The sequence below is a fragment of the Pseudomonas sp. REP124 genome (genome assembly GCF_020164475.1).
GTDB lineage: Bacteria > Pseudomonadota > Gammaproteobacteria > Pseudomonadales > Pseudomonadaceae > Aquipseudomonas.
This window is the reverse complement of sequence record NZ_JAIQWX010000058.1, coordinates 17739-36128: the sequence shown is the minus strand read 5'-3', so window position 1 is coordinate 36128 and position 18390 is coordinate 17739. Positions and strand designations below refer to the sequence as shown.

At 59.9% G+C, this 18390-nt stretch carries 20 protein-coding genes and 1 tRNA gene; 14 read left to right on the top strand and 7 right to left on the bottom strand.

What is annotated here, in order from left to right; genetic code table 11:
- Positions 1 to 39 precede the first annotated feature (39 nt).
- From K9857_RS15855 to K9857_RS15845, 3 genes are all read left to right on the top strand, one after another.
- Complete coding sequence (locus K9857_RS15855) at positions 40 to 1245, top strand: acetyl-CoA C-acetyltransferase (RefSeq protein ID WP_224537282.1); 1206 nt, start codon at positions 40 to 42, stop codon at positions 1243 to 1245.
- 24 nt (positions 1246 to 1269) lie between these two features.
- The gene (locus tag K9857_RS15850) at positions 1270 to 3414 is read left to right on the top strand and encodes a 3-hydroxyacyl-CoA dehydrogenase NAD-binding domain-containing protein (protein WP_224537276.1); all 2145 of its coding nucleotides are present in this window, start codon (positions 1270 to 1272) and stop codon (positions 3412 to 3414) included.
- 94 nt (positions 3415 to 3508) lie between these two features.
- Positions 3509 to 4231: an amidotransferase gene (locus K9857_RS15845; RefSeq protein ID WP_224537275.1), complete on the top strand. Its 723-nt coding sequence runs from the start codon at positions 3509 to 3511 to the stop codon at positions 4229 to 4231.
- Positions 4232 to 4364: 133 nt separating this feature from the next.
- On the opposite strand, the gene K9857_RS15840 is transcribed toward K9857_RS15845, so the two are convergent.
- From K9857_RS15840 to K9857_RS15830, 3 genes are all read right to left on the bottom strand, one after another.
- The gene (locus tag K9857_RS15840) at positions 4365 to 5336 is read right to left on the bottom strand and encodes a magnesium and cobalt transport protein CorA (protein ID WP_224537273.1); all 972 of its coding nucleotides are present in this window, start codon (positions 5334 to 5336) and stop codon (positions 4365 to 4367) included.
- A 157-nt stretch (positions 5337 to 5493) separates the two neighbouring features.
- Entirely contained in the window at positions 5494 to 6216 is a 723-nt protein-coding gene (locus tag K9857_RS15835) for a lysophospholipid acyltransferase family protein (protein ID WP_224537271.1), read from the bottom strand.
- A gap of 284 nt (positions 6217 to 6500) precedes the next feature.
- Positions 6501 to 7190: a crotonase/enoyl-CoA hydratase family protein gene (locus K9857_RS15830; RefSeq protein WP_224537269.1), complete on the bottom strand. Its 690-nt coding sequence runs from the start codon at positions 7188 to 7190 to the stop codon at positions 6501 to 6503.
- Positions 7191 to 7497: 307 nt separating this feature from the next.
- Between K9857_RS15830 and K9857_RS15825 the strand changes: the two genes are divergently transcribed.
- The 6 genes from K9857_RS15825 to K9857_RS15800 all read left to right on the top strand — a co-directional run bounded on the left by K9857_RS15825 (position 7498) and on the right by K9857_RS15800 (position 10102).
- A tRNA-Ser gene (locus K9857_RS15825) sits at positions 7498 to 7587 on the top strand.
- 290 nt (positions 7588 to 7877) lie between these two features.
- Positions 7878 to 8087 carry a hypothetical protein gene (locus K9857_RS15820; protein ID WP_224537268.1) on the top strand — a complete coding sequence of 70 codons (210 nt, stop codon included), beginning with the start codon at positions 7878 to 7880 and terminating at the stop codon, positions 8085 to 8087.
- A 62-nt stretch (positions 8088 to 8149) separates the two neighbouring features.
- Positions 8150 to 8470, top strand: coding sequence for a YbjQ family protein (locus tag K9857_RS15815; RefSeq protein ID WP_224537266.1), 321 nt, complete (start codon positions 8150 to 8152; stop codon positions 8468 to 8470).
- A 148-nt stretch (positions 8471 to 8618) separates the two neighbouring features.
- On the top strand, positions 8619 to 8807 hold the full coding sequence (locus K9857_RS15810) for a hypothetical protein (protein WP_175376962.1): 189 nt from the start codon (positions 8619 to 8621) through the stop codon (positions 8805 to 8807).
- Positions 8808 to 9131: 324 nt separating this feature from the next.
- Positions 9132 to 9500 (top strand): bacteriocin, encoded by a 369-nt coding sequence (locus K9857_RS15805; protein WP_075948685.1) that lies wholly within the window; start codon positions 9132 to 9134, stop codon positions 9498 to 9500.
- A 293-nt stretch (positions 9501 to 9793) separates the two neighbouring features.
- Entirely contained in the window at positions 9794 to 10102 is a 309-nt protein-coding gene (locus tag K9857_RS15800; protein ID WP_224537280.1) for a class I SAM-dependent methyltransferase, read from the top strand.
- Between the two features lie 10 nt (positions 10103 to 10112).
- Here the strand turns inward: K9857_RS15800 and K9857_RS15795 are convergent, their stop codons facing one another.
- Positions 10113 to 11096 carry an MDR family oxidoreductase gene (locus K9857_RS15795; protein ID WP_224537264.1) on the bottom strand — a complete coding sequence of 328 codons (984 nt, stop codon included), beginning with the start codon at positions 11094 to 11096 and terminating at the stop codon, positions 10113 to 10115.
- 196 nt (positions 11097 to 11292) lie between these two features.
- Between K9857_RS15795 and greB the strand changes: the two genes are divergently transcribed.
- The gene (greB, locus tag K9857_RS15790; RefSeq protein WP_224537262.1) at positions 11293 to 11769 is read left to right on the top strand and encodes a transcription elongation factor GreB; all 477 of its coding nucleotides are present in this window, start codon (positions 11293 to 11295) and stop codon (positions 11767 to 11769) included.
- A 67-nt stretch (positions 11770 to 11836) separates the two neighbouring features.
- Here the strand turns inward: greB and K9857_RS15785 are convergent, their stop codons facing one another.
- Positions 11837 to 14341 (bottom strand): ABC transporter permease, encoded by a 2505-nt coding sequence (locus K9857_RS15785; RefSeq protein ID WP_224537260.1) that lies wholly within the window; start codon positions 14339 to 14341, stop codon positions 11837 to 11839.
- The gene (locus K9857_RS15780) at positions 14341 to 15024 is read right to left on the bottom strand and encodes an ABC transporter ATP-binding protein (RefSeq protein ID WP_224537258.1); all 684 of its coding nucleotides are present in this window, start codon (positions 15022 to 15024) and stop codon (positions 14341 to 14343) included. The genes K9857_RS15785 and K9857_RS15780 overlap by 1 nt, the downstream gene beginning before the upstream one ends.
- A gap of 10 nt (positions 15025 to 15034) precedes the next feature.
- On the opposite strand from K9857_RS15780, the gene K9857_RS15775 reads away from it, so the two are divergent.
- The 3 genes from K9857_RS15775 to K9857_RS15765 all read left to right on the top strand — a co-directional run bounded on the left by K9857_RS15775 (position 15035) and on the right by K9857_RS15765 (position 17063).
- On the top strand, positions 15035 to 15640 hold the full coding sequence (locus tag K9857_RS15775; RefSeq protein ID WP_224537256.1) for an arylesterase: 606 nt from the start codon (positions 15035 to 15037) through the stop codon (positions 15638 to 15640).
- Between the two features lie 55 nt (positions 15641 to 15695).
- Positions 15696 to 15989 carry a hypothetical protein gene (locus K9857_RS15770; protein ID WP_077044623.1) on the top strand — a complete coding sequence of 98 codons (294 nt, stop codon included), beginning with the start codon at positions 15696 to 15698 and terminating at the stop codon, positions 15987 to 15989.
- Positions 15990 to 16091: 102 nt separating this feature from the next.
- Positions 16092 to 17063 (top strand): L,D-transpeptidase family protein, encoded by a 972-nt coding sequence (locus K9857_RS15765; protein WP_224537254.1) that lies wholly within the window; start codon positions 16092 to 16094, stop codon positions 17061 to 17063.
- A gap of 123 nt (positions 17064 to 17186) precedes the next feature.
- Here K9857_RS15765 and oprI read toward each other — a convergent pair whose 3' ends face one another.
- Entirely contained in the window at positions 17187 to 17438 is a 252-nt protein-coding gene (gene oprI / locus K9857_RS15760) for an outer membrane lipoprotei OprI (RefSeq protein WP_011335311.1), read from the bottom strand.
- A 639-nt stretch (positions 17439 to 18077) separates the two neighbouring features.
- On the opposite strand from oprI, the gene K9857_RS15755 reads away from it, so the two are divergent.
- On the top strand, positions 18078 to 18365 hold the full coding sequence (locus K9857_RS15755) for a GNAT family N-acetyltransferase (protein ID WP_020800382.1): 288 nt from the start codon (positions 18078 to 18080) through the stop codon (positions 18363 to 18365).
- Positions 18366 to 18390: the final 25 nt, after the last annotated feature.

The window sequence follows — 18390 nt, the reverse complement described above, 5'->3', positions numbered from 1 at the left end:
CTCGCTCCCACAGGGGCCAACAACAAGATCGAGGACGTCATGACCCAAGCGTTGATTTTCGATGCGTTACGCACGCCCCGCGGCAAAGGCAAGGCCGATGGCGCCCTGCACAGTGTCAAGCCGGTGAACCTGGTGGCCGGCTTGCTCGGCGCGCTGCAACAGCGAACCGACCTCGACACCAGTCAGGTCGACGATGTGGTGCTAGGTTGTGTGACGCCGGTTGGCGATCAGGGCGCCGACATCGCGAAAACCGCGGTGCAGGTGGCGGACTGGGACATCAGCGTGGCCGGGGTGCAGATCAACCGTTTCTGCGCGTCGGGCCTGGAGGCGGTGAACCTTGGGGCGATGAAAGTGCGCTCCGGTTTCGAAGACCTGGTGGTGGTCGGCGGCGTCGAATCCATGTCACGGGTGCCCATGGGCAGCGACGGTGGGGCCTGGGCGCTGGACCCGGAAACCAACCTGCACAGCCATTTCACCCCGCAGGGCGTAGGCGCCGACCTGATCGCCACCCTCGAAGGTTTCAGCCGCCAGGACGTCGACGCCTACGCGCTGCACTCCCAGCAAAAAGCCGCGCGGGCACGGGCCGATGGCTCGTTCAGCAAATCGCTGGTGCCGGTGCAGGATCAGAACGGCATCATCCTGCTCGATCACGATGAGTTCATCCGCGCCGATTCGACCCTGGAAGGCCTGGGCAAGCTCAAGCCGAGCTTCGAAATGATCGGGCAAATGGGCTTCGACGCCACGGCGCTGCGAGTCTACAGCCATGTCGAGCGCATCCATCACGTCCATACCGCCGGCAACAGTTCCGGCATCGTCGACGGCGCGGCCCTGATGCTGATCGGCTCCGAGGCCAAGGGCCAGGCGCTGGGGTTGCGGCCACGGGCGCGGATTGTTGCCACGGCCGTGACCAGCACCGACCCGACCATCATGCTCACCGGCCCCGCGCCCGCCACCCGCAAGGCGCTGGCCAAGGCCGGGCTGCGGGTCGAGGACATCGATCTGTTCGAGGTCAACGAGGCGTTTGCCTCGGTGGTCCTGAAATTCATCAAGGACATGGCGGTCGATCCGGACAAGGTCAACGTCAACGGCGGCTCGATCGCCATGGGGCATCCGCTGGGCGCCACCGGCTGCGCGATCCTCGGCACCTTGCTCGATGAACTGGAAAACCGGCACCTGCGCTACGGCCTCGCGACCCTGTGTGTCGGCGGCGGCATGGGCATTGCCACCATCATCGAACGCCTCTGAGCCCGGAATTCAAGGAAACCTTTCATGACCCAAGCCATTCGTTACGAAAAGGGCCAGGACCGGATCGTCGTCCTGACCATCGACATGCCCGGCCAGAGCGCCAACACCATGAACGCGGTGTACCGCGAAGCCATGGCCGATTGCGTCGCGCGCCTGGTAACCGAGAAGGATGCCATTGCCGGCGTCATCATCACCTCGGCGAAAAAGACCTTCTTCGCCGGCGGTGATCTCAATGAATTGATCAAGGTCGGCAAGCCCGAAGCCAAAGCTTTCTACGACATGGTGCTGACCCTCAAAGGGCAATTGCGCACCCTGGAAACCTTCGGCAAACCGGTGGTCGCGGCGATCAACGGCGCGGCATTGGGTGGGGGCTGGGAAATCTGCCTGGCCTGCCATCACCGGGTCGCGCTGGACAATGCTTCGGTGCAACTCGGTTTGCCGGAAGTGACCCTCGGCCTGCTGCCGGGCGGTGGCGGGGTGGTGCGCATGGTGCGTCTGCTTGGCCTGGAAAAGGCATTGCCGTATCTGCTCGAAGGGAAAAAGCTGCGACCACAACAGGCGCTGCAGGCCGGACTGATTGACGAACTGGCGACGGACGGCGAGCAGCTACTCGCCAAGGCCCGGGCCTGGATCAACGCGAACCCGACCGCGGTGCAGCGTTGGGACGTGAAGGGCTACCAGATCCCTGGCGGCACGCCGTCGAATCCGAAGGTCACGCAGATGCTGGCCATCGCGCCGTCGATCCTGCGCAGCAAAACCCAGGGCTGCATGCCGGCGCCGGAGAAGATCCTGTGCGCCGCCGTGGAGGGCGCCCAGGTGGATTTCGACACGGCGCACCTGATCGAAACCCGCTACTTCACCGAGCTCACCACCGGCCAGGTCTCGAAAAACCTGATCGGCACCTTCTGGTTCCAGCTCAATGAAATCAATGCCGGCGGTTCACGGCCGCAGGGTTTCGCGCCCCATGTGACAAAAAAGGTCGGTGTACTCGGCGCCGGGATGATGGGCGCGGGCATTGCCTTTGTCAGCGCATCGGCCGGCATCGAGGTGGTGCTCAAGGACATCAGCGTCGCCGCGGCCGAGAAGGGCAAGGCGCACTCGGCGGCGCTTTTGGACAAGAAAGTGGCGCGCGGGCAAATGAGCGCCGAGCAACGCGAAGCCGTTTTGGCTCGTATCCACACCACAGAAAGCGATGCGGATCTGGCCGGCTGTGACCTGATCATCGAGGCGGTGTTCGAGGACCGTGAGTTGAAGGCCAAGGTGTCGCTGGCTGCGCAACAAATCGTCGGCGCGGATGCGGTGATCGCCTCCAACACTTCGACCCTGCCGATCAGCGGCCTGGCCACGGCGGTGCCGGACCAGAGCAAGTTCATTGGCCTGCATTTCTTCAGTCCTGTAGACAAGATGCAATTGGTGGAAATCATCAAGGGCACCAACACCAGTGACGAAACCCTCGCGCGCGGATTCGATTTCGTCCTGCAGATCCGCAAAACGCCGATTGTGGTCAACGACAGCCGCGGGTTCTTCACGTCGCGGGTATTCGGCACTTTCACCAATGAAGGCATCGCGATGCTCGGCGAGGGCGTGAGCGCGGCGATGATCGAGACCGAAGCACGCAAGGCCGGCATGCCGGTCGGGCCGCTGGCGATCTCCGATGAAGTGTCCCTGAGCCTGATGAGCCATATCCGCCAGCAGGCCGCCAAGGACTTGCTGGCCGAGGGCAAGCCGCTGGTGGAGCATCCGTCATCCGCAGTGATCGACCTGATGCTCAACGAGTACAAACGGGCGGGCAGGGCGGCCGGGGGCGGTTTCTACGACTATCCGGCCGGCGCGCAGAAGCATCTGTGGCCGGAATTGAAAAGCCGTTTCGAAAAGGCCGACGGGCAGATTTCAGCGAAAGACGTGCGTGATCGCCTGCTGTTCGTACAAGCGATCGAGACCGTGCGTTGCGTGGAGGAGGGCGTGCTGATGTCGACGGCCGATGCCAACGTCGGCTCGGTGTTCGGCATCGGTTTCGCCGCCTGGACCGGCGGTGCGCTGCAGTTCATTAATCAGTACGGGATCGGGGATTTCGTCGCCAGGGCCCAGTATCTGGCCGGGCAATACGGCGAGCGCTTCGCACCTCCGGCCCTGTTGCTGGAAAAAGCCGGCAAGGGGGAGGCATTTTAAGGGATGGATGACGCATCTCGGGGCTTGCCTTGTTGCAGTGTTAGAGGCAGGCTCTGGGGTGTGCATTATTCCCATCACGTGTCAGGTATTTTTTATGTCGTTACGCATCTGCATTCTGGAAACCGACAACCTGCGTCCGGAATTGGTCGACCAATATCAGGGCTACGGGCAGATGTTCAAGCGCCTGTTTTCGCAGCAACCGATTGCCGCCGATTTCACCATCTACAACGTGGTGCAGGGTGACTATCCTGCCGATGATGAGACCTTCGATGCCTACCTTGTGACCGGCAGCAAAGCCGACTCCTTCGGTACCGACCCGTGGATCCAGACCCTCAAGCAATACCTGCTGACCCGCTACGAGCGTGGCGACAAACTGCTGGGCGTCTGCTTCGGCCATCAGTTGCTGGCGCTGTTGCTCGGTGGCAAGAGCGAGCGTGCGACCCAGGGCTGGGGTGTCGGCACCCACAACTACAAAATGGCCGCCAAGGCGCCATGGATGAGCCCGGTGCGTGAGGAGCTGACGCTGCTGATCAGCCATCAGGATCAGGTGACGTCACTGCCGGAAAACGCCACGGTGATCGCCTCCAGTGATTTCTGCCCTTTCGCTGCCTATCACATCAACGATCAGGTGCTGTGCTTCCAGGGCCACCCGGAATTCATCCACGATTACTCCCGCGCGTTGCTGGACATTCGTCAGCAGGCGCTGGGCGAGCAGATTTATTCGAAAGGGATCGCCAGCCTGGACAGTGAGCATCACGGCGCCACGGTGGCGGAGTGGATGATGCGGTTTGTGGCGCACAAGCCAGAAGCAGCATAAGGCTGACCTGTAGGAGCGAGCATGCTCGCGATGGTCGTCAACGATAACGCTGGGTGTCTGACGCCCCGCGGTGTTATTGCGTTCATCGCGAGCAAGCTTGCTCCTACAGAGATTTGTATTCCAGTTTGCAGATTTACAGCCAGCCGGACTTCTTGAAACTCGCCCATAAACTCACACACCCCACCGTAATCACCCCCAGCACCCCGAAATACCCGTAATGCCAGCTCAACTCCGGCATGTCCTGGAAGTTCATCCCGTAGATCCCGGCAATCGCCGTCGGGAACGCCAGGATCGCCGCCCAGGCCGCGAACTTGCGCTGCACCACACTTTGTCGTGAGGCCTCCAGCAGCACGCCGACTTCGATGGTCTGGCTGGCGATTTCCGCCAGGGTGGTCAGGTCTTCCAGCTGCCGCTTGACGTGGATCTGCACGTCGCGGAAATACGGGCGCATGTTCTTGTCGATGAACGGGAAGCTGAGTCGCTGCAGTTCTTCGCCGATCTCCACCATCGGCGCCGCATAACGGCGCAGGCGCAGTACATCGCGACGCAGGCCGTGCAGGTTCTGGATGTCGCACTCGTTCAGCGAGCCGCACATCACGTTGTGTTCCAGCTCATCGATCTCGGCGTGAATCGCTTCGCCCATCGGCTGATAGTTTTCAATCACGAAGTCGAGGAGGGCATAGAGCACGAAATCTTCCCCGTGCTCCAGCAGAAGCGGACGCGCCTCACAACGCTGCCGGACATGGGCGTAGGACGCCGAGTGGCCATTGCGCGCGGTGATGATGTAGCCGTTGCCGGCAAAGATATGCGTCTCGATGAACTTGAGCTTGCCGTCTTCCCGGATGGGGGAATAGGTGACGATGAACAGCGCGTCGCCGAAGGTTTCCAGTTTCGGGCGACTGTGTTTCTCCAGGGCGTCTTCGATGGCCAGTTCGTGCAGGTTGAACTGGCGTTGCAAGTTGGACAGTTCCTCGGCGTTGGGCTCTTCCAGGCCGATCCAGACAAAGTGGCCAGGTTTCGCCGCCCAGGACGCGCCTTCATCGAGAGTGATATTGGTGACTTTCTTACCAGCGCTGTAGACCGCGGCAGCAACAACTCGCCCCATGATCTTTGTTCACTTCTTCTTGGCAGTTTTAGGCAAATTCGCCAGCCTCAGGCAAATGGCCAGGCAGTCTTCAGCTTAGCGCTGTCCAAGAGTTGAGAGTCAGTGAAACTTGCGAAGTTCTGCACAAAAGAAAACCCGCGCAAGGCGGGTTTCATGTTCAGGCGGCTTGAAGTTGCCGGTCCATCGAATCGATGCATTCGCGCATCTGTTCCTGGCAGCGGACAATCAACATGGGCATGTCATCCATGCTAAGACCCGCGGTGGGAATCGCCGGCAGCGAGCGAATCAGAATTTTCCCACTGCGCCAGCGGTTCAATCGCATGTGCTTGACGTAACTGCTGACACACACCGGGACAATCGGAACTCCCGCAGCAATGGCCATCTGAAAGGCGCCTTTCTTGAACGGCAACAATTCCTTGCCCAGATTGCGTGTGCCTTCGGGGAAGACCCAGATCGAAGTGTCTTCGTTTTGCAGGGTGTGGGTTGTGGTCAGCATCGACTGGCGCGCCTTGTGCGCGTTGCCGCGGTCGATCAGCACGTTACCGGCCAGCCAGAACAACTGACCGAACAGGGGCACCCATTTCAGGCTCTTCTTGCCGATGCACACGGTACGGCGAGGTACCACGTTGCCGAACACGAACAGATCGTAGTTGGATTGGTGGTTGGCAATGATCACGCAGCTGTCGGGTTTATTCATCAATGGCCCGACGTCGGCCTTCACCCGCAAACGCAAAATGCACATCGCCGGCCAGGCATAGAGGCGGGCGCACAAACGACTGTTATCGGGATTGAAAGGGCGGCACAGACCGAGCACCACGCCGAGCACACCCGCCACGATAAAGTGCAGGGCCATCAATGACATACGTAAAACAAACAGCATTTTCAGGCCCCACCGGGACAAAAGGTGGCGCAGTGTACGGATGTGCACTGTTTTCGGCAATTGCCACTCAGAAGGCAGGAGATAGGCGATGTTTAAGCAATTGTTTCTGACTGATTGGTCACGCGCAGGCCAGAGCGGCTCAGGCAGGGAAGGCTCAACATGATCGATGTGGAAGCGAGCCTGCTCGCGAAAAACTCGCAGACAACGCACTAATTCAGAGACTGCGCGTTATCGGTGTCACCCATCGCGAGCAGGCTCGCTCCCACAAAGGTCGTACTGGATTATTAACCCAGGTGTTCCTGGTCCGCGATGATCGCGTTGTCCAGGGTCTCCAGCAGCGCCTTGCGCACTTTCAACTTGGTGTTCTTGTGGGCGGTCATGTTGATCTTCTTCAACTGACGAGCCGCCGCCAGCGCGGTGCTCTGCAGTTCCTCGGCCGACACCACGACATCGAGGAAACCGGCATCCACGGCAGTCTGAGGGTTGAACATTTCACCGTTGATGACCGAACGGTGGAACGCCGATTTGCGCAGACGATCACGGGCCAGTTCGATACCGGCGTGGTGCATGGTCATGCCGATCTGCACTTCGTTCAGGCCGATGCTGAACGGGCCGTCGACACCGATGCGGTAGTCCGCCGACAACAGCAGGAACGCACCCTTGGCCACGGCATGGCCGGGGCAGGCGACGATCACCGGGAACGGGTGCGACAACAGGCGACGGGCCAGGGTCGAGCCGGAGGTGACCAGCGACACGGCTTCCTTGGGGCCGGAGGTCATGACCTTCAAATCGTAACCGCCCGAGAGAATCCCCGGCTGACCGGTGATGATGACTACCGCGCGATCGGCCACCGCCTGATCCAGGGCAGCGTTGAAGGCTGCAATCACGTCCGGAGAGATGGCGTTGACCTTGCCGTTGCTCAGGGTCAGGGTCGCGATACCGTCTTCGAGGTGGTAGGAAATCAACTCACTCATGACGCTATTCCTTTCAATAAAGATGGGCAGACGTTACCCACGGCTCTGGGCAAGGTAAAGCGCCATGACTGACCAGCCAGTCACCCTTTGCCCGTCTTTGCGGGCCGGCGCTCCATGCTGGCGTTGCGTTGCCTTCTATATGGAAGCGTACGTTGAACCAGAGATTGGCCGGTTTGCCATCATCCGATAAGCCCGAAACAACGAATTGCGTTAAGCGCATGAAAATTCTGAAAAAAATATTTGCCATCAGAAAAGCTTTCGACTACATTAGCGCGCCTCGACAGACAGAACATGTTTGAAGAGATACGGTGAAGTGTCCGAGTGGCTTAAGGAGCACGCCTGGAAAGTGTGTATACAGGAAACTGTATCGAGAGTTCGAATCTCTCCTTCACCGCCAAATTCGATGTAAGCAGAACCCCTGGTTTCGAAAGAAGCCAGGGGTTTTGTGCTTTTCGGGGTCGGTGTTCCTACAGGTGTTGCTGAAAATGATGTAGGAATCTGGAGCGGTGCGTAGGACGTTGCACCGTAAAGCCAGGCAGCACGGGGTTTCCAAGGGGCTGCGTGCTTAAAGTCGCCCGTTCTGGCGGGGAGTGTTCGTTGGACGCGTTCCGTGTACAGAATTGACCCGCAGGAAATAACCATACCGACTGACCAGGGACGGAGAGCATCGATATGCAGGACACGACCATGAAGCAAGCCGAGTACGAAAAGATCCTTTTGGAAATCGCCAAGCTGAAAGCCGAGCAACGCAAGTTGCGCGCCGAAGCGGGCAAGTTGAACGCCGAAGCGGGCAAGATGACCCGTGAGGTTTTCTGGTATCCGGTTGTCATTGCCGTTGGCTTTATCGGCACGGTAGCGACTGTCACCGCGCTCCTGATAAAGCTTCTGGTTCCCTGATATCGTTCCCAGCGCGGCGCTGGCCGCTCCACCATCCACTAGTCAGTGCAAACAGGAATGCAATGATCACGACCACCACCCACGCTATCGAAGGCCGGCAAATCACCGCCTACCTGGACATTGTCAGCGCCGAGTCGGTGCAGGGCATCAACGTCATCCGCGATGTGTTTGCAGGGATGCGGGACTTTTTCGGTGGACGCTCCCAGACGCTGGAGCGCGCCTTGAAGGAAGCACGTATCCAGGCCACCGATGAGATCAAGGCGCGGGCGCGGGCCCTTCAGGCGGATGCGGTGGTGGGGCTCGATTACGAGATCAGCATGCCGGCGGGCAAGGGCGGCATGGTCGTGGTGTTCGTGACCGGGACGGCGGTGAAGTTGAGGTAACTGCAGTTGGGTCCATTCGTCGGGCGTTCGGCAATCTGAATCACAAGTCCGGTAATGACCGGCTAGTCTCAAAATGCTTGGTGATCGATATGGTTCGGGCAAATGGGCTTGCCGGTGTCGATCCCGCTTTTGAAAAAGGGGTGATGAAATGGTTGATCCGTACATTGAAGATGATGGTGCAGAATTCCCGATCAACAATTTCGTCCACTGTGGGCAGACTGTATACGTCGCAAGCTTCGGCGAGGATCAGGTTGAAGTCCGCAGGATCAAGACCCAGGCGAGTCGGGTACTGAAAGGGAAATTTCTTCCTAGAGTGACGCCGCCGGCCAGGAAGTGAATGGCTTGAATCAACCCCGCCATCGCGCGGGGTTTTTTGTGTCCGGATTTCCGTGTCTTCGAATTGTGTGAACGAATGTTTAAGGTGTCCGGCTTTTCACAAAGTTTTCACAAGGTCGTACGTAGGCTGAACTCATCCGTTAGAAGCAACACCCTGCCCGTTCCCCAGCGGGCTTTTTTTTGCCTGTCATAAAACCTTTTCCATAAAAACTGTCCAACCGTCGCCGATAACGAGGCTGCGCACGCGCATGTCTGGACTTTGTCTGCCTTAAAGCATTCAATCCCGACCCTTTTGATTTTCTTCCCTATTTTTGAGGTTTTTGTCATGCGTTTCACTCTGCCTGCTTTGGTTCTGGGTCTTCTGGTCGCTCAAGGCGCGATGGCTGGCGACGGCACTGCCGCAATCGGCGGCGGTTTGGGCGGCGCGCTGGGTAACGTTGTCGGCCAAAGCATGGGCGGCAGCACTGGCGCAGCCATCGGTGCTGGTGTAGCGGGCGCAGCCGGCAGCGCTGTTGCCGCCAAGAAAGGCCACCGCACCAGCGCTGCCATCGGTGGCGGTGTGGGCGCCGCTGGCGGTTCGGTCATCGGCAACAGCCTGGGTGGCAAGACCGGTTCCACCATCGGCGCTGGCCTGGGTGGTGCGTTGGGCGGCGGGGTAGGCAACAACCTGGCCAAAGGTCACAAGCGTCACTGATCCCCGGCGGTCTTCTGATCGATCAAGGCAAATGCCCGAATCTCGCGATTCGGGCATTTTTCTTTTGTGCGCTCCGGAAAGTCGCAGACAGTGTTGTGCGTCATTCTTGACACTGTCCGGTCAGCTTCTCTAGGATGCTGCTCATGCGCCGATTTAAACAGCTACTTGCGGGGCGCCAGGTGACTCGATCAGTCGCCATAGAAGCCGGAAACGGTTTCGAAATTCCGCTAAAGCGCTGGTTCGGTGTTGCCTCTCACCTGCCATGCAGACTTTTGAGGCAGAGACACGACATGATGAATGCACCAAGCCCTGTTGTACGTCCCGCGCCGATCACGGCACATCTCACCCAGCGCAATCCAAAAATCCTGCTTGGCGGTAAACATCAGCCGACGCTTTTGCGTTATCTGGACGGCTGGCCGCGTCGTACCGGTGGACCGGCAGCGTTTCTGATTCAGTTCGTCGAAGATGGTGAGTCGCTGGCTCGTTTTGCCAGCGACAGTTTCGATCTGGCGGTGATTCAATCTCCCGGCATCGAAGATGCCCCGGAAGTTATCAGGCAACTGGTCCGTGTTGCCCGACAAGGGTTGATCACCCGTCGCTGAGGGCGATTGCTCAGCTGTTGACGTTCACCACCACCCGTCCGCGTACTTCGCCGGCCAGCAGTTGACTGGCCGTCTGCACGACTTCGCTCAGGGCTATTTCCCGGGTGATTTCTTTCAGCATGGCACGATCAAGATCCCGAGCCAGACGACTCCACGCCTCCAATCGATCCTTGCGCGGGCGCATCACGCTGTCGATGCCGGCCAGGGTCACGCCGCGCAGAATGAATGGGGCAACGCTGGCGGGAAAATCCATGCCTTGCGCCAGGCCGCAAGCCGCGACAGTGCCACCGTAGCGAGTGCTGGCGCAGACGTTGGCCAGGGTGTGACTGCCCACTGAGTCGATGGCGCCGGCCCAGCGTTCTTTTGCCAGAGGGCGGCCGGGTTCGCTCAGCTGGGCGCGGTCAATGATTTGCGATGCACCGAGTTTTTTCAGGTAGTCCGTCTCCTCGAGGCGACCGGTGGAGGCGACTACCGTGTAGCCCAGGCGGGAGAGGAGGGCGATGGAAAAACTGCCGACCCCACCATTGGCTCCAGTGACCAGAATTTCGCCTTTGTCCGGCGTGACGCCATTGCGCTCCAGGGCGAGCACCGAAAGCATGGCCGTGTATCCAGCGGTGCCGATAGCCATGGCTTGCGCGGCGGTGAAGCCTTCGGGCAGCGGAATCAGCCAGTCGCCATTCAGTCGAGCCACCTGGGACAGTCCACCCCAGTGCCCTTCGCCCACTCCCCAACCGTTGAGCAAGACGCTGTCACCCGCCTTGAAATCAGGGTGGTCGCTGTGTTCGACGCTGCCTGCCAGATCGATCCCCGGCACCATTGGAAAGGAGCGAACCACCGGACCTTTGCCCGTAATCGCCAGGGCATCCTTGTAGTTGAGGGTGCTGCAGTCCACGCGCACGGTCACATTGCCGGGTGGGAGCTGTGATGGCTCCAGTTGTGCGATGCGCGCGTGGTTACCGGTGTCGTCTTTCTCAATCAGGATTGCGTTGAACATGGCTTTTTCCTTTATTGGACCGATCGGCTATAAATTGTAAAAAATTATTAGACTGGTCGTCTTAAATGTCAATCCATGAAGTGACCAGCGTCGAAATATTGCCCCTTGTCTCAATGGCAAGCCTGTCGACAGGTTGCCTGATCAAGAGCGGTTCAAATATCGTTAGCCGATGTCATCGCCAGTGAGCACCCCCGCTTTGAGTACGAACATCATCACAACGCAAGGTCATGAAGCTCTGAAGCAGGAGCTCGACTATCTATGGCGAGAAAAACGTCCTGACACCACGCGCAAAGTGACGTGGGCGGCGTCGTTGGGTGACCGCAGCGAAAACGCCGACTATCAGTACAACAAGAAGCTGCTGCGGGAAATTGACCGGCGCGTCCGTTATCTGCGCAAGCGGCTTGAGGATGTTCGGGTGGTCGCCTATTCGCCCGAGCAGGAAGGCAAAGTGTTTTTCGGGGCCTGGGTCGAGATCGAAAACGAGGCGGGGGAGATCAAGAAGTTCAGGGTTGTGGGGTACGACGAAATCTATGGTCGCAACGATTACATCTCGATCGATTCGCCGATGGCGCGTGCGCTTCTGAAGAAGGAAGAGGGCGATGAGGCTGTGGTGCAGACCCCGAGCGGCGAGGTGCTGTGGTGGATCAATGAGATTCGTTACGAGCAGAGTTAGGAGGTAGTGCAAGTCGCCATGCATCCGCGCTTCACCTTCAACAGGATCAGCGCGGTGCAATCGAGCTTCAACCTTCGCGCAATACCGTCAGCGGGCTGGCATTCAGCGCACGGCGAGTGCCGAACACGCCAGCCCCGCCAATCAGCACGGCACCGATCAACGGCAGCACCAGCAGCCATGGGTGTGGATGCCAAGGCAGATCCAGCGCGTATCGGTAGAGCACCAGGCTCACGACTTCCGAGCCCAGCGCCGCCAGCAAGCCGCTGACCGCGCCCAGCAAACCGAACTCGATTCGCCGGGCCTTCACCAGCAACTGCCGTTCAGCGCCAAGCGCCCTCAGTAGTGCACCCTGGCGGATGCGCTCATCGAGCGTCGCCTGCAAGCCGGAAAACAGCACAGCCATGCCTGCCGCCAGGACAAACAACAGCACATACTCCACCGCCAGGGTGACCTGGGCGAGGATGCTGCGCAGCTGCGCCAGCAAGGCTTCCACTTGCAGAATGGTCACCGCCGGAAAGCTTCGGGACAACTCGACGATCTGCTGATCATGACCCGCCGCCAGATAAAAACTGGTCAGGTAGGTCGCTGGCAGATCCCTCAGCGTGCCCGGCTGGAAGATCATGAAGAAGTTCGGCTGGAAATTGTCCCAATTGATATCCCGCAGGCTTGTGACTTTAGCTTCGCGGTTGACCCCGCCCACGGTGAAGATCAGGTGGTCGCCCAGCTTGAGCTTCAGACTTTCCGCGACCTTGCCCTCCACCGATACGCCCGGGATGTCGTCCGGCGGCTGCTCGGGCCACCAGTTGCCTGCGGTGATCGTGTTGCCTGCTGGTAGGTCCGCGGCCCAGGTCAGGCTCAGATCGCGCTGGATTGCCCGGTCTCCCGCCGATTCCTTGGTGACGATCTGTTGCACCGGTTCGCCATTGATGCTGATCAGACGGCCCGGCACTACCGGATACAGCGGCGCCGATTGGGCAGAGAGGGAGAACAGGCGATCGGTGAACGCCTGTTTGTCCGCGGGCAGGATGTTCAAGGCGAAATAGTTCGGTGCGTTTTTCGGCAACTGGTTCTGCCAGGTGTCGAGCAATTCGCCGCGCAGCAGGGCGATCAGTGCCATCGACAGCAGGATCAGGCCGAATGCCAGGGATTGCCCGGCGGCGGCCAGTGGATGGCGCAACAATTGGCCAAGACCCAGGCGCCACGGCAACGAAGCCCGGGCCAGCATTCGCCGCAGGCTTTTGAGCAGCAACAACAGTAGGCCGCCCAGCATCAGCGCCGCGATCACCCCGCCGCCGAGCAGGGCGAAGGTCAGCACCAGGTCCAGGCTCAGGCGCCACATGATCAAGCCCAGAGCGGCCAATGCAGCGCCATAGATCATCCAGGTGCTGGAAGGAATCGGCAGCAGATCGCGGCGCAAGACCCGAAGAGGAGGCACCCTACCCAAGGCCGCCAGTGGTGGCAGGGCGAAGCCGGCCAGTGCCACCAGTCCGGTGCCGATGCCGGCGATGGCGGGGAATACGCCGCCTGGAGGTACGTCGCTGGGCAACAAATCATGGAGCAGGGCAAACAGTCCCAGTTGCGCCAGCCAACCGATCAGGGCGCCGGCGATGCTGGCGAGCAGTCCGAGGACAGTCAGCTGCAAGCTGAACAGCACCATGGTTTCCCGGCGGGACAATCCAAGGCAGCGCAACAGTGCGCTGGCATCGAATCGGCGTGTGGCGAAGCGCGTCGCCGACAGGGCTACGGCGACACCCGCCAGCAACACCGCCACCAGACTGGCCATGTTCAGATAACGCTCAGCCTTGCCCAGTGCACCACCGATCTGCCGGTTGCCATCGCGGGCATCCTGGATGCGCTGGTTGGCGGCAAGGCCGGGTTTAATGAGTTGGCGATAGGTTTCCAGGGCTGACGCATTGCCACGCCAGAGCTCGCGGTAACTGACCCGGCTGCCGGGCTGCACCACGCCGGTGGCGGCGAGGTCGTCGAGGTTGATCAGGACTCGCGGCGTCAGGCTGTAGAAGTTGCCGGCGCGGTCGGGCTCGTAGGTCAGTACCCGGGCGAGCCTCAGGGTTTTCATGCCGACATCGATGCTGTCGCCGATCTTCAGATTGAGCGCAGTCAGTAAGCGCCCCTCGACCCAGGCTTCACCGGGATTCGGCCCGCCTCCGGGCTCCTCGGCAGCGAAGGGGGCGGGCGCGCTTTTCAACTCACCGCGCAGCGGGTAGACAGAGTCGGCCGCCTTGATGCTGGAGAGCTGAATACCGTTGTCCGTAGCAATGACGCTGGAAAATTCCACCACCTGCGCATGCTCGAGACCCAGCTCGATACCGCTCTTGATTTGCTCGTCGCGGGCCGGCGAACTGCCTTCGAGCAGCAGGTCTGCCCCCAGGAACTCGGTCGCACGCAGCAGCATCGCGCCGTTGAGACGAGCGCCGAAGTAGCCGATGGCAGTACTGGAAGCCACCGCCACCAGTAGGGCAAAGAACAACACGCGCAATTCACCGGCGCGGGCATCGCGCAGCAGTTGGCGAATGGCGAGACTGAACAGGCGCAACAGCGGCAGACGTGCCATCAGGCCTCCACGGGGGCGACCAGCAGGCCGGCTTCAAGGCGGATCAGGCGTCGGCAGCGATGTGCCAGGCGCTCATCGTGGGTGACCAGCACCAGGGTAGTGCCGCGTTCCTTGTTGAGTTCGAACAACAGATCGCTGATGCGCTCGCCGGTATGGCTGTCGAGATTGCCGGTGGGTTCGTCGGCGAACAGCACATCAGGTTCAGCGGCAAACGCCCGGGCAATCGCCACACGTTGCTGTTCGCCGCCGGAGAGCTGGCGCGGCGAGTGGGTCAGGCGCTGGCCGAGGCCGACTCGCTGCAATAACTCGGTGGCACGCCCGCGGGCATCTTTGCGACCGTCGAGCTCCAGAGGCAGCATGACGTTTTCCAGGGCATTGAGACTGTCGAGCAACTGGAAGGACTGGAAGACAAAGCCGACGTGCTCGGCGCGGATGCGCGCCCGCTGGTCCTCGTCGAGATTGCTCAGGCTCTGCCCGGCCAATGTGACTTCGCCGCTGCTCGGCAGGTCGAGACCGGCGAGCAGGCCCAGCAGGGTGGATTTGCCGGAGCCCGAAGCGCCGACGATGGCCAGGCTGTCGCCCTTGTTCAGCTGCAGGCTGAGTTCGTGCAGGATAGTCAGATCACCTTCCGCGCTGGGAACCACTTTGCTAAGGTTCTTCGCGGTGAGAATGCTTGCGCCCATGGAGAATCCGATGCGTGTGTGGTTTTTGAGTGCTGCCCTGGCCTTGATGTGCATGGCCCAGAACGCAGCGGCGGGTACAGTCCTGATCGTTGGCGATAGTATCAGCGCCGGTTTCGGGCTGGATACCCGGCTGGGGTGGGTGTCGTTGCTCGAGCAGCGGCTCAAGCGCGAAGGTTTTGACGATAAAGTGGTCAATGCCTCTATCAGCGGCGACACCAGCGCTGGAGGCCAGGCGCGGCTGCCTGCGCTGCTTGCAGAGCATAAGCCTGAGCTGGTCATCCTCGAACTGGGCGGCAATGACGGGCTGCGCGGACTGCTGCCAACGCAATTGCAACAAAATCTTGCGTCGATGATCGACAGCTCCCGCGCCAGTGGCGCCAAGGTGCTGTTGCTCGGCATGCAGTTGCCTCCCAACTACGGTGCGCGCTACACCAAGGCCTTCGCGGATGTCTTCAGCAACGTCGCCAGCGAGAAAAACATCCCGCTGGTACCATTTTTTCTCGACGGCGTGGGCGGGCATCCCGAGTTGATGCAGGCCGACGGCATCCACCCGGCGGCCGGGGCTCAGGACAAGTTGCTGGAAAATGTCTGGCCTACCTTAAAACCGCTGTTATGACACTTTTCCAGAGGCGGGCTTTCGGCTAATGTGTCGCCCCGATTTGGAGCCCCCGATGCCGCGTCCCGCCTGGTCACTTTTCTCCTACCAACTGATCGAGCCTGACGAACAGCTGGATCTGTTCGCCTGCCAGGAAGTGCGGGTTCATCTGGTGACCCGTCAGCTGGAGCTGGGAGGTTCGGCGGATCGGACCCTGTGCGGCAGCCTGCTGCCGGCTCAACCGCGCTGGTCGAGCGTCGATCGCCGGGTGTTCCAGGACCATCGCCTGTGCTCGCTGTGCCGGGCCATTCTCGAGTCGCAAAAGCGCGGTACCTCGCCGATCTGGCCGGAGCTGCGGTTCGAGCTTTGAAGCCTCAAAATTAGCAAGCTATCGGCTGGCTCCCCGAATACCGGGGTGTCGGTGTACAATCGCGCGCCATACCCTCTGTTGATCATGCGAAGGACTTTCCGGATGTTGCCGCGCTTTCCTGCCGTCACCCGCTGCCTGACTCTTGCCGCGCTCTTTGCAGCAGGTCCCGTTGCAGCATTGGAGCTGCCCCTGCCACCGCCAGGTGAAGACATCATCGGCCAGGTGCAAGTGATCAAGGCCAAGTACGAAGATACCTTCGCCGACCTTGGCACCACTTACGACCTGGGCTACACGGAAATGGTCGCGGCCAACCCGGGTGTCGACCCATGGCTGCCGGGTGCCGGCACCGAGATCGTGCTGCCGACCCGTTTCATCCTGCCGCCTGGCCCGCGTGAAGGCATCGTGATCAACCTGGCCGAATACCGCCTCTACTACTACCCGAAAGGCCGGAACGTGGTTTACACCTTCCCGCTGGGTATCGGTCGTGAAGGCTGGGGCTCGCCGATTGCCCACACCAGCATCATCGCCAAGACGCCGAACCCGACCTGGACACCGCCTGCGTCGATCAAGGCCGAACACGCCGCCGATGGCGACCCGCTGCCGAATGTAGTGCCGGCCGGTCCCGATAACCCGCTGGGGCCGTTCAAGTTCACCCTGGGCACTCCGGGCTACCTGATTCACGGTTCGAACAAGAAGTTCGGCATCGGCATGCGCACCAGCCATGGCTGTTTCCGCATGTTCAACAACAACGTGCTGGAAATGGCCGGCATGGTGCCGGTGGGCACTTCGGTGCGCATCATCAACGACCCGTACAAGTTCGGCGTAAGTGGCGGCAAGGTTTACCTGGAAGCGCACACGCCACTGGACGACAAGGGCAATCCGTCGGTGGTCGACAAGCACACCTCGGTGATCAACGCGATGCTCAAGCGTGAAGACATCACCAACAACCTGCGCATGAACTGGGATGTAGTGCGAGACGTGGTTGCCGCTGAAGATGGTTTGCCGGTGGAGATCGCCGTACCGAACTCCGCCGCTCCCATGGTGAGCAGTGCACCACTGGATCCATTGCAGTAACATTTGAGAAGAACCCGCTGATGCGCACTGCATCAGCGGGTTTTTTTATGCCTGCACTAAACCGCGGGCGATAAAAAAGCCGACCCAAGAATGGGTCGGCTTGATAACAATCCCGAGGGATTATTACTTGCGGCTAGCTTTTTCCAGCATGCGCAGAGCACGCTCGTTAGCTTCGTCAGCAGTTTGCTGTGCTTTTTGAGCAGCAGCCAGAGCTTCGTCAGCTTTACGGTAAGCTTCGTCTGCACGAGCTTGTGCGCGAGCTGCTGCGTCTTCAGTAGCGGTCAGACGTGCTTCGGTTTCTTTCGATGCGCTGCTGCAACCGGTAGCCAGAACTGCGGCCAGAGCCAGAGCAGAGAATTTCAGAACGTTGTTCATCGTGTTCCCCTTCAAGGACTTTCTATTAAGTGGCTTTCTCCTCCCATTGAGGAAATAGCCGGCGTACATACTACCCATTACTTGTCGTAAGTAAACTGACATAAAGCAGGAAGCCAAAAAAATTGTAGGCGTTGATTCTTTTTCGAGCAACTTTTAACTGCGCTGTTTAAAAAATATTCAGCTGGGAGGCCCGAGATGAGCGAGCCTGCGCGGAAAAGTTCCCCACCTAAACAACTGTTTTTCCGGACTTTCCTAAAGTGTATCTAGATGGTTTCGTCTACACTTTCGTTCGGGTTTTGCGCGATGCCTCTCATATCTTTCTCCATGTACTGGTGACTTTAAACACGGGGGCTCGTCTTAAGTGTCAACATCCGGCAATGATCAGGCTGTCGACACGGGGCGATCCGTGCTCGAGCCGTTCCTGCGTAACCCGGAGCAGCACCCGCCAACCAGACTGATGACGAGCGCACCTTGAGCATTTGCGCCAATGGTGCCTACTATTTGTACGTGCTCGGTTGCGCGAGATCGGTGTAGCTCTTCTCGGTGTCCATTCAGGCACGGGGTGGCGTAGTTGTTCCTTCGCCGGAAAAACATCGGTAAGGTAGGGGTCGAAATTCAAAAGACCCGCGAGGAGTAGTGATGAGCGAGGCGTTGTCCATCCACCATGACCAGGCTGGTCATCAGTTCGAGACCAATGTGGACGGTCATCGTGCCTACCTGACTTATATGGATCTGGGGAAACAGACCCTGGATATCTATCGCACCTTCGTGCCCAACGCATTGCGCGGTCGCGGCATTGCCGCTGCACTGACCGAACAGGCGCTGCAGTACGCCGAGGAGATGGGCTACACCGTCATTCCATCGTGCTCCTACGTCGAGCGCTACATGGAGCGCCACCAGCGGCACGCGGCCAAGCTGAGCCAGTGACCTTCAGCAAAACGAACACATAAAA

Bases quoted from the DNA above. Each gene is read 5' to 3' on its own strand.
- K9857_RS15785 (WP_224537260.1), bottom strand. From the start codon at position 14,341: ATGGCACGTCTGCCGCTGTTGCGCCTGTTCAGTCTCGCCATTCGCCAA.
- K9857_RS15755 (WP_020800382.1), top strand. From the start codon at position 18,078: ATGAGCGAGGCGTTGTCCATCCACCATGACCAGGCTGGTCATCAGTTC.
- K9857_RS15805 (WP_075948685.1), top strand. From the start codon at position 9,132: ATGCGTTTCACTCTGCCTGCTTTGGTTCTGGGTCTTCTGGTCGCTCAA.
- K9857_RS15850 (WP_224537276.1), top strand. From the start codon at position 1,270: ATGACCCAAGCCATTCGTTACGAAAAGGGCCAGGACCGGATCGTCGTC.
- K9857_RS15840 (WP_224537273.1), bottom strand. From the start codon at position 5,336: ATGGGGCGAGTTGTTGCTGCCGCGGTCTACAGCGCTGGTAAGAAAGTC.
- K9857_RS15765 (WP_224537254.1), top strand. From the start codon at position 16,092: ATGTTGCCGCGCTTTCCTGCCGTCACCCGCTGCCTGACTCTTGCCGCG.
- K9857_RS15800 (WP_224537280.1), top strand. From the start codon at position 9,794: ATGAATGCACCAAGCCCTGTTGTACGTCCCGCGCCGATCACGGCACAT.
- K9857_RS15835 (WP_224537271.1), bottom strand. From the start codon at position 6,216: ATGCTGTTTGTTTTACGTATGTCATTGATGGCCCTGCACTTTATCGTG.
- K9857_RS15775 (WP_224537256.1), top strand. From the start codon at position 15,035: ATGCGTGTGTGGTTTTTGAGTGCTGCCCTGGCCTTGATGTGCATGGCC.
- K9857_RS15845 (WP_224537275.1), top strand. From the start codon at position 3,509: ATGTCGTTACGCATCTGCATTCTGGAAACCGACAACCTGCGTCCGGAA.
- K9857_RS15770 (WP_077044623.1), top strand. From the start codon at position 15,696: ATGCCGCGTCCCGCCTGGTCACTTTTCTCCTACCAACTGATCGAGCCT.
- K9857_RS15810 (WP_175376962.1), top strand. From the start codon at position 8,619: ATGGTTGATCCGTACATTGAAGATGATGGTGCAGAATTCCCGATCAAC.
- K9857_RS15820 (WP_224537268.1), top strand. From the start codon at position 7,878: ATGAAGCAAGCCGAGTACGAAAAGATCCTTTTGGAAATCGCCAAGCTG.
- oprI (WP_011335311.1), bottom strand. From the start codon at position 17,438: ATGAACAACGTTCTGAAATTCTCTGCTCTGGCTCTGGCCGCAGTTCTG.
- K9857_RS15855 (WP_224537282.1), top strand. From the start codon at position 40: ATGACCCAAGCGTTGATTTTCGATGCGTTACGCACGCCCCGCGGCAAA.
- K9857_RS15780 (WP_224537258.1), bottom strand. From the start codon at position 15,024: ATGGGCGCAAGCATTCTCACCGCGAAGAACCTTAGCAAAGTGGTTCCC.
- K9857_RS15830 (WP_224537269.1), bottom strand. From the start codon at position 7,190: ATGAGTGAGTTGATTTCCTACCACCTCGAAGACGGTATCGCGACCCTG.
- K9857_RS15815 (WP_224537266.1), top strand. From the start codon at position 8,150: ATGATCACGACCACCACCCACGCTATCGAAGGCCGGCAAATCACCGCC.
- K9857_RS15795 (WP_224537264.1), bottom strand. From the start codon at position 11,096: ATGTTCAACGCAATCCTGATTGAGAAAGACGACACCGGTAACCACGCG.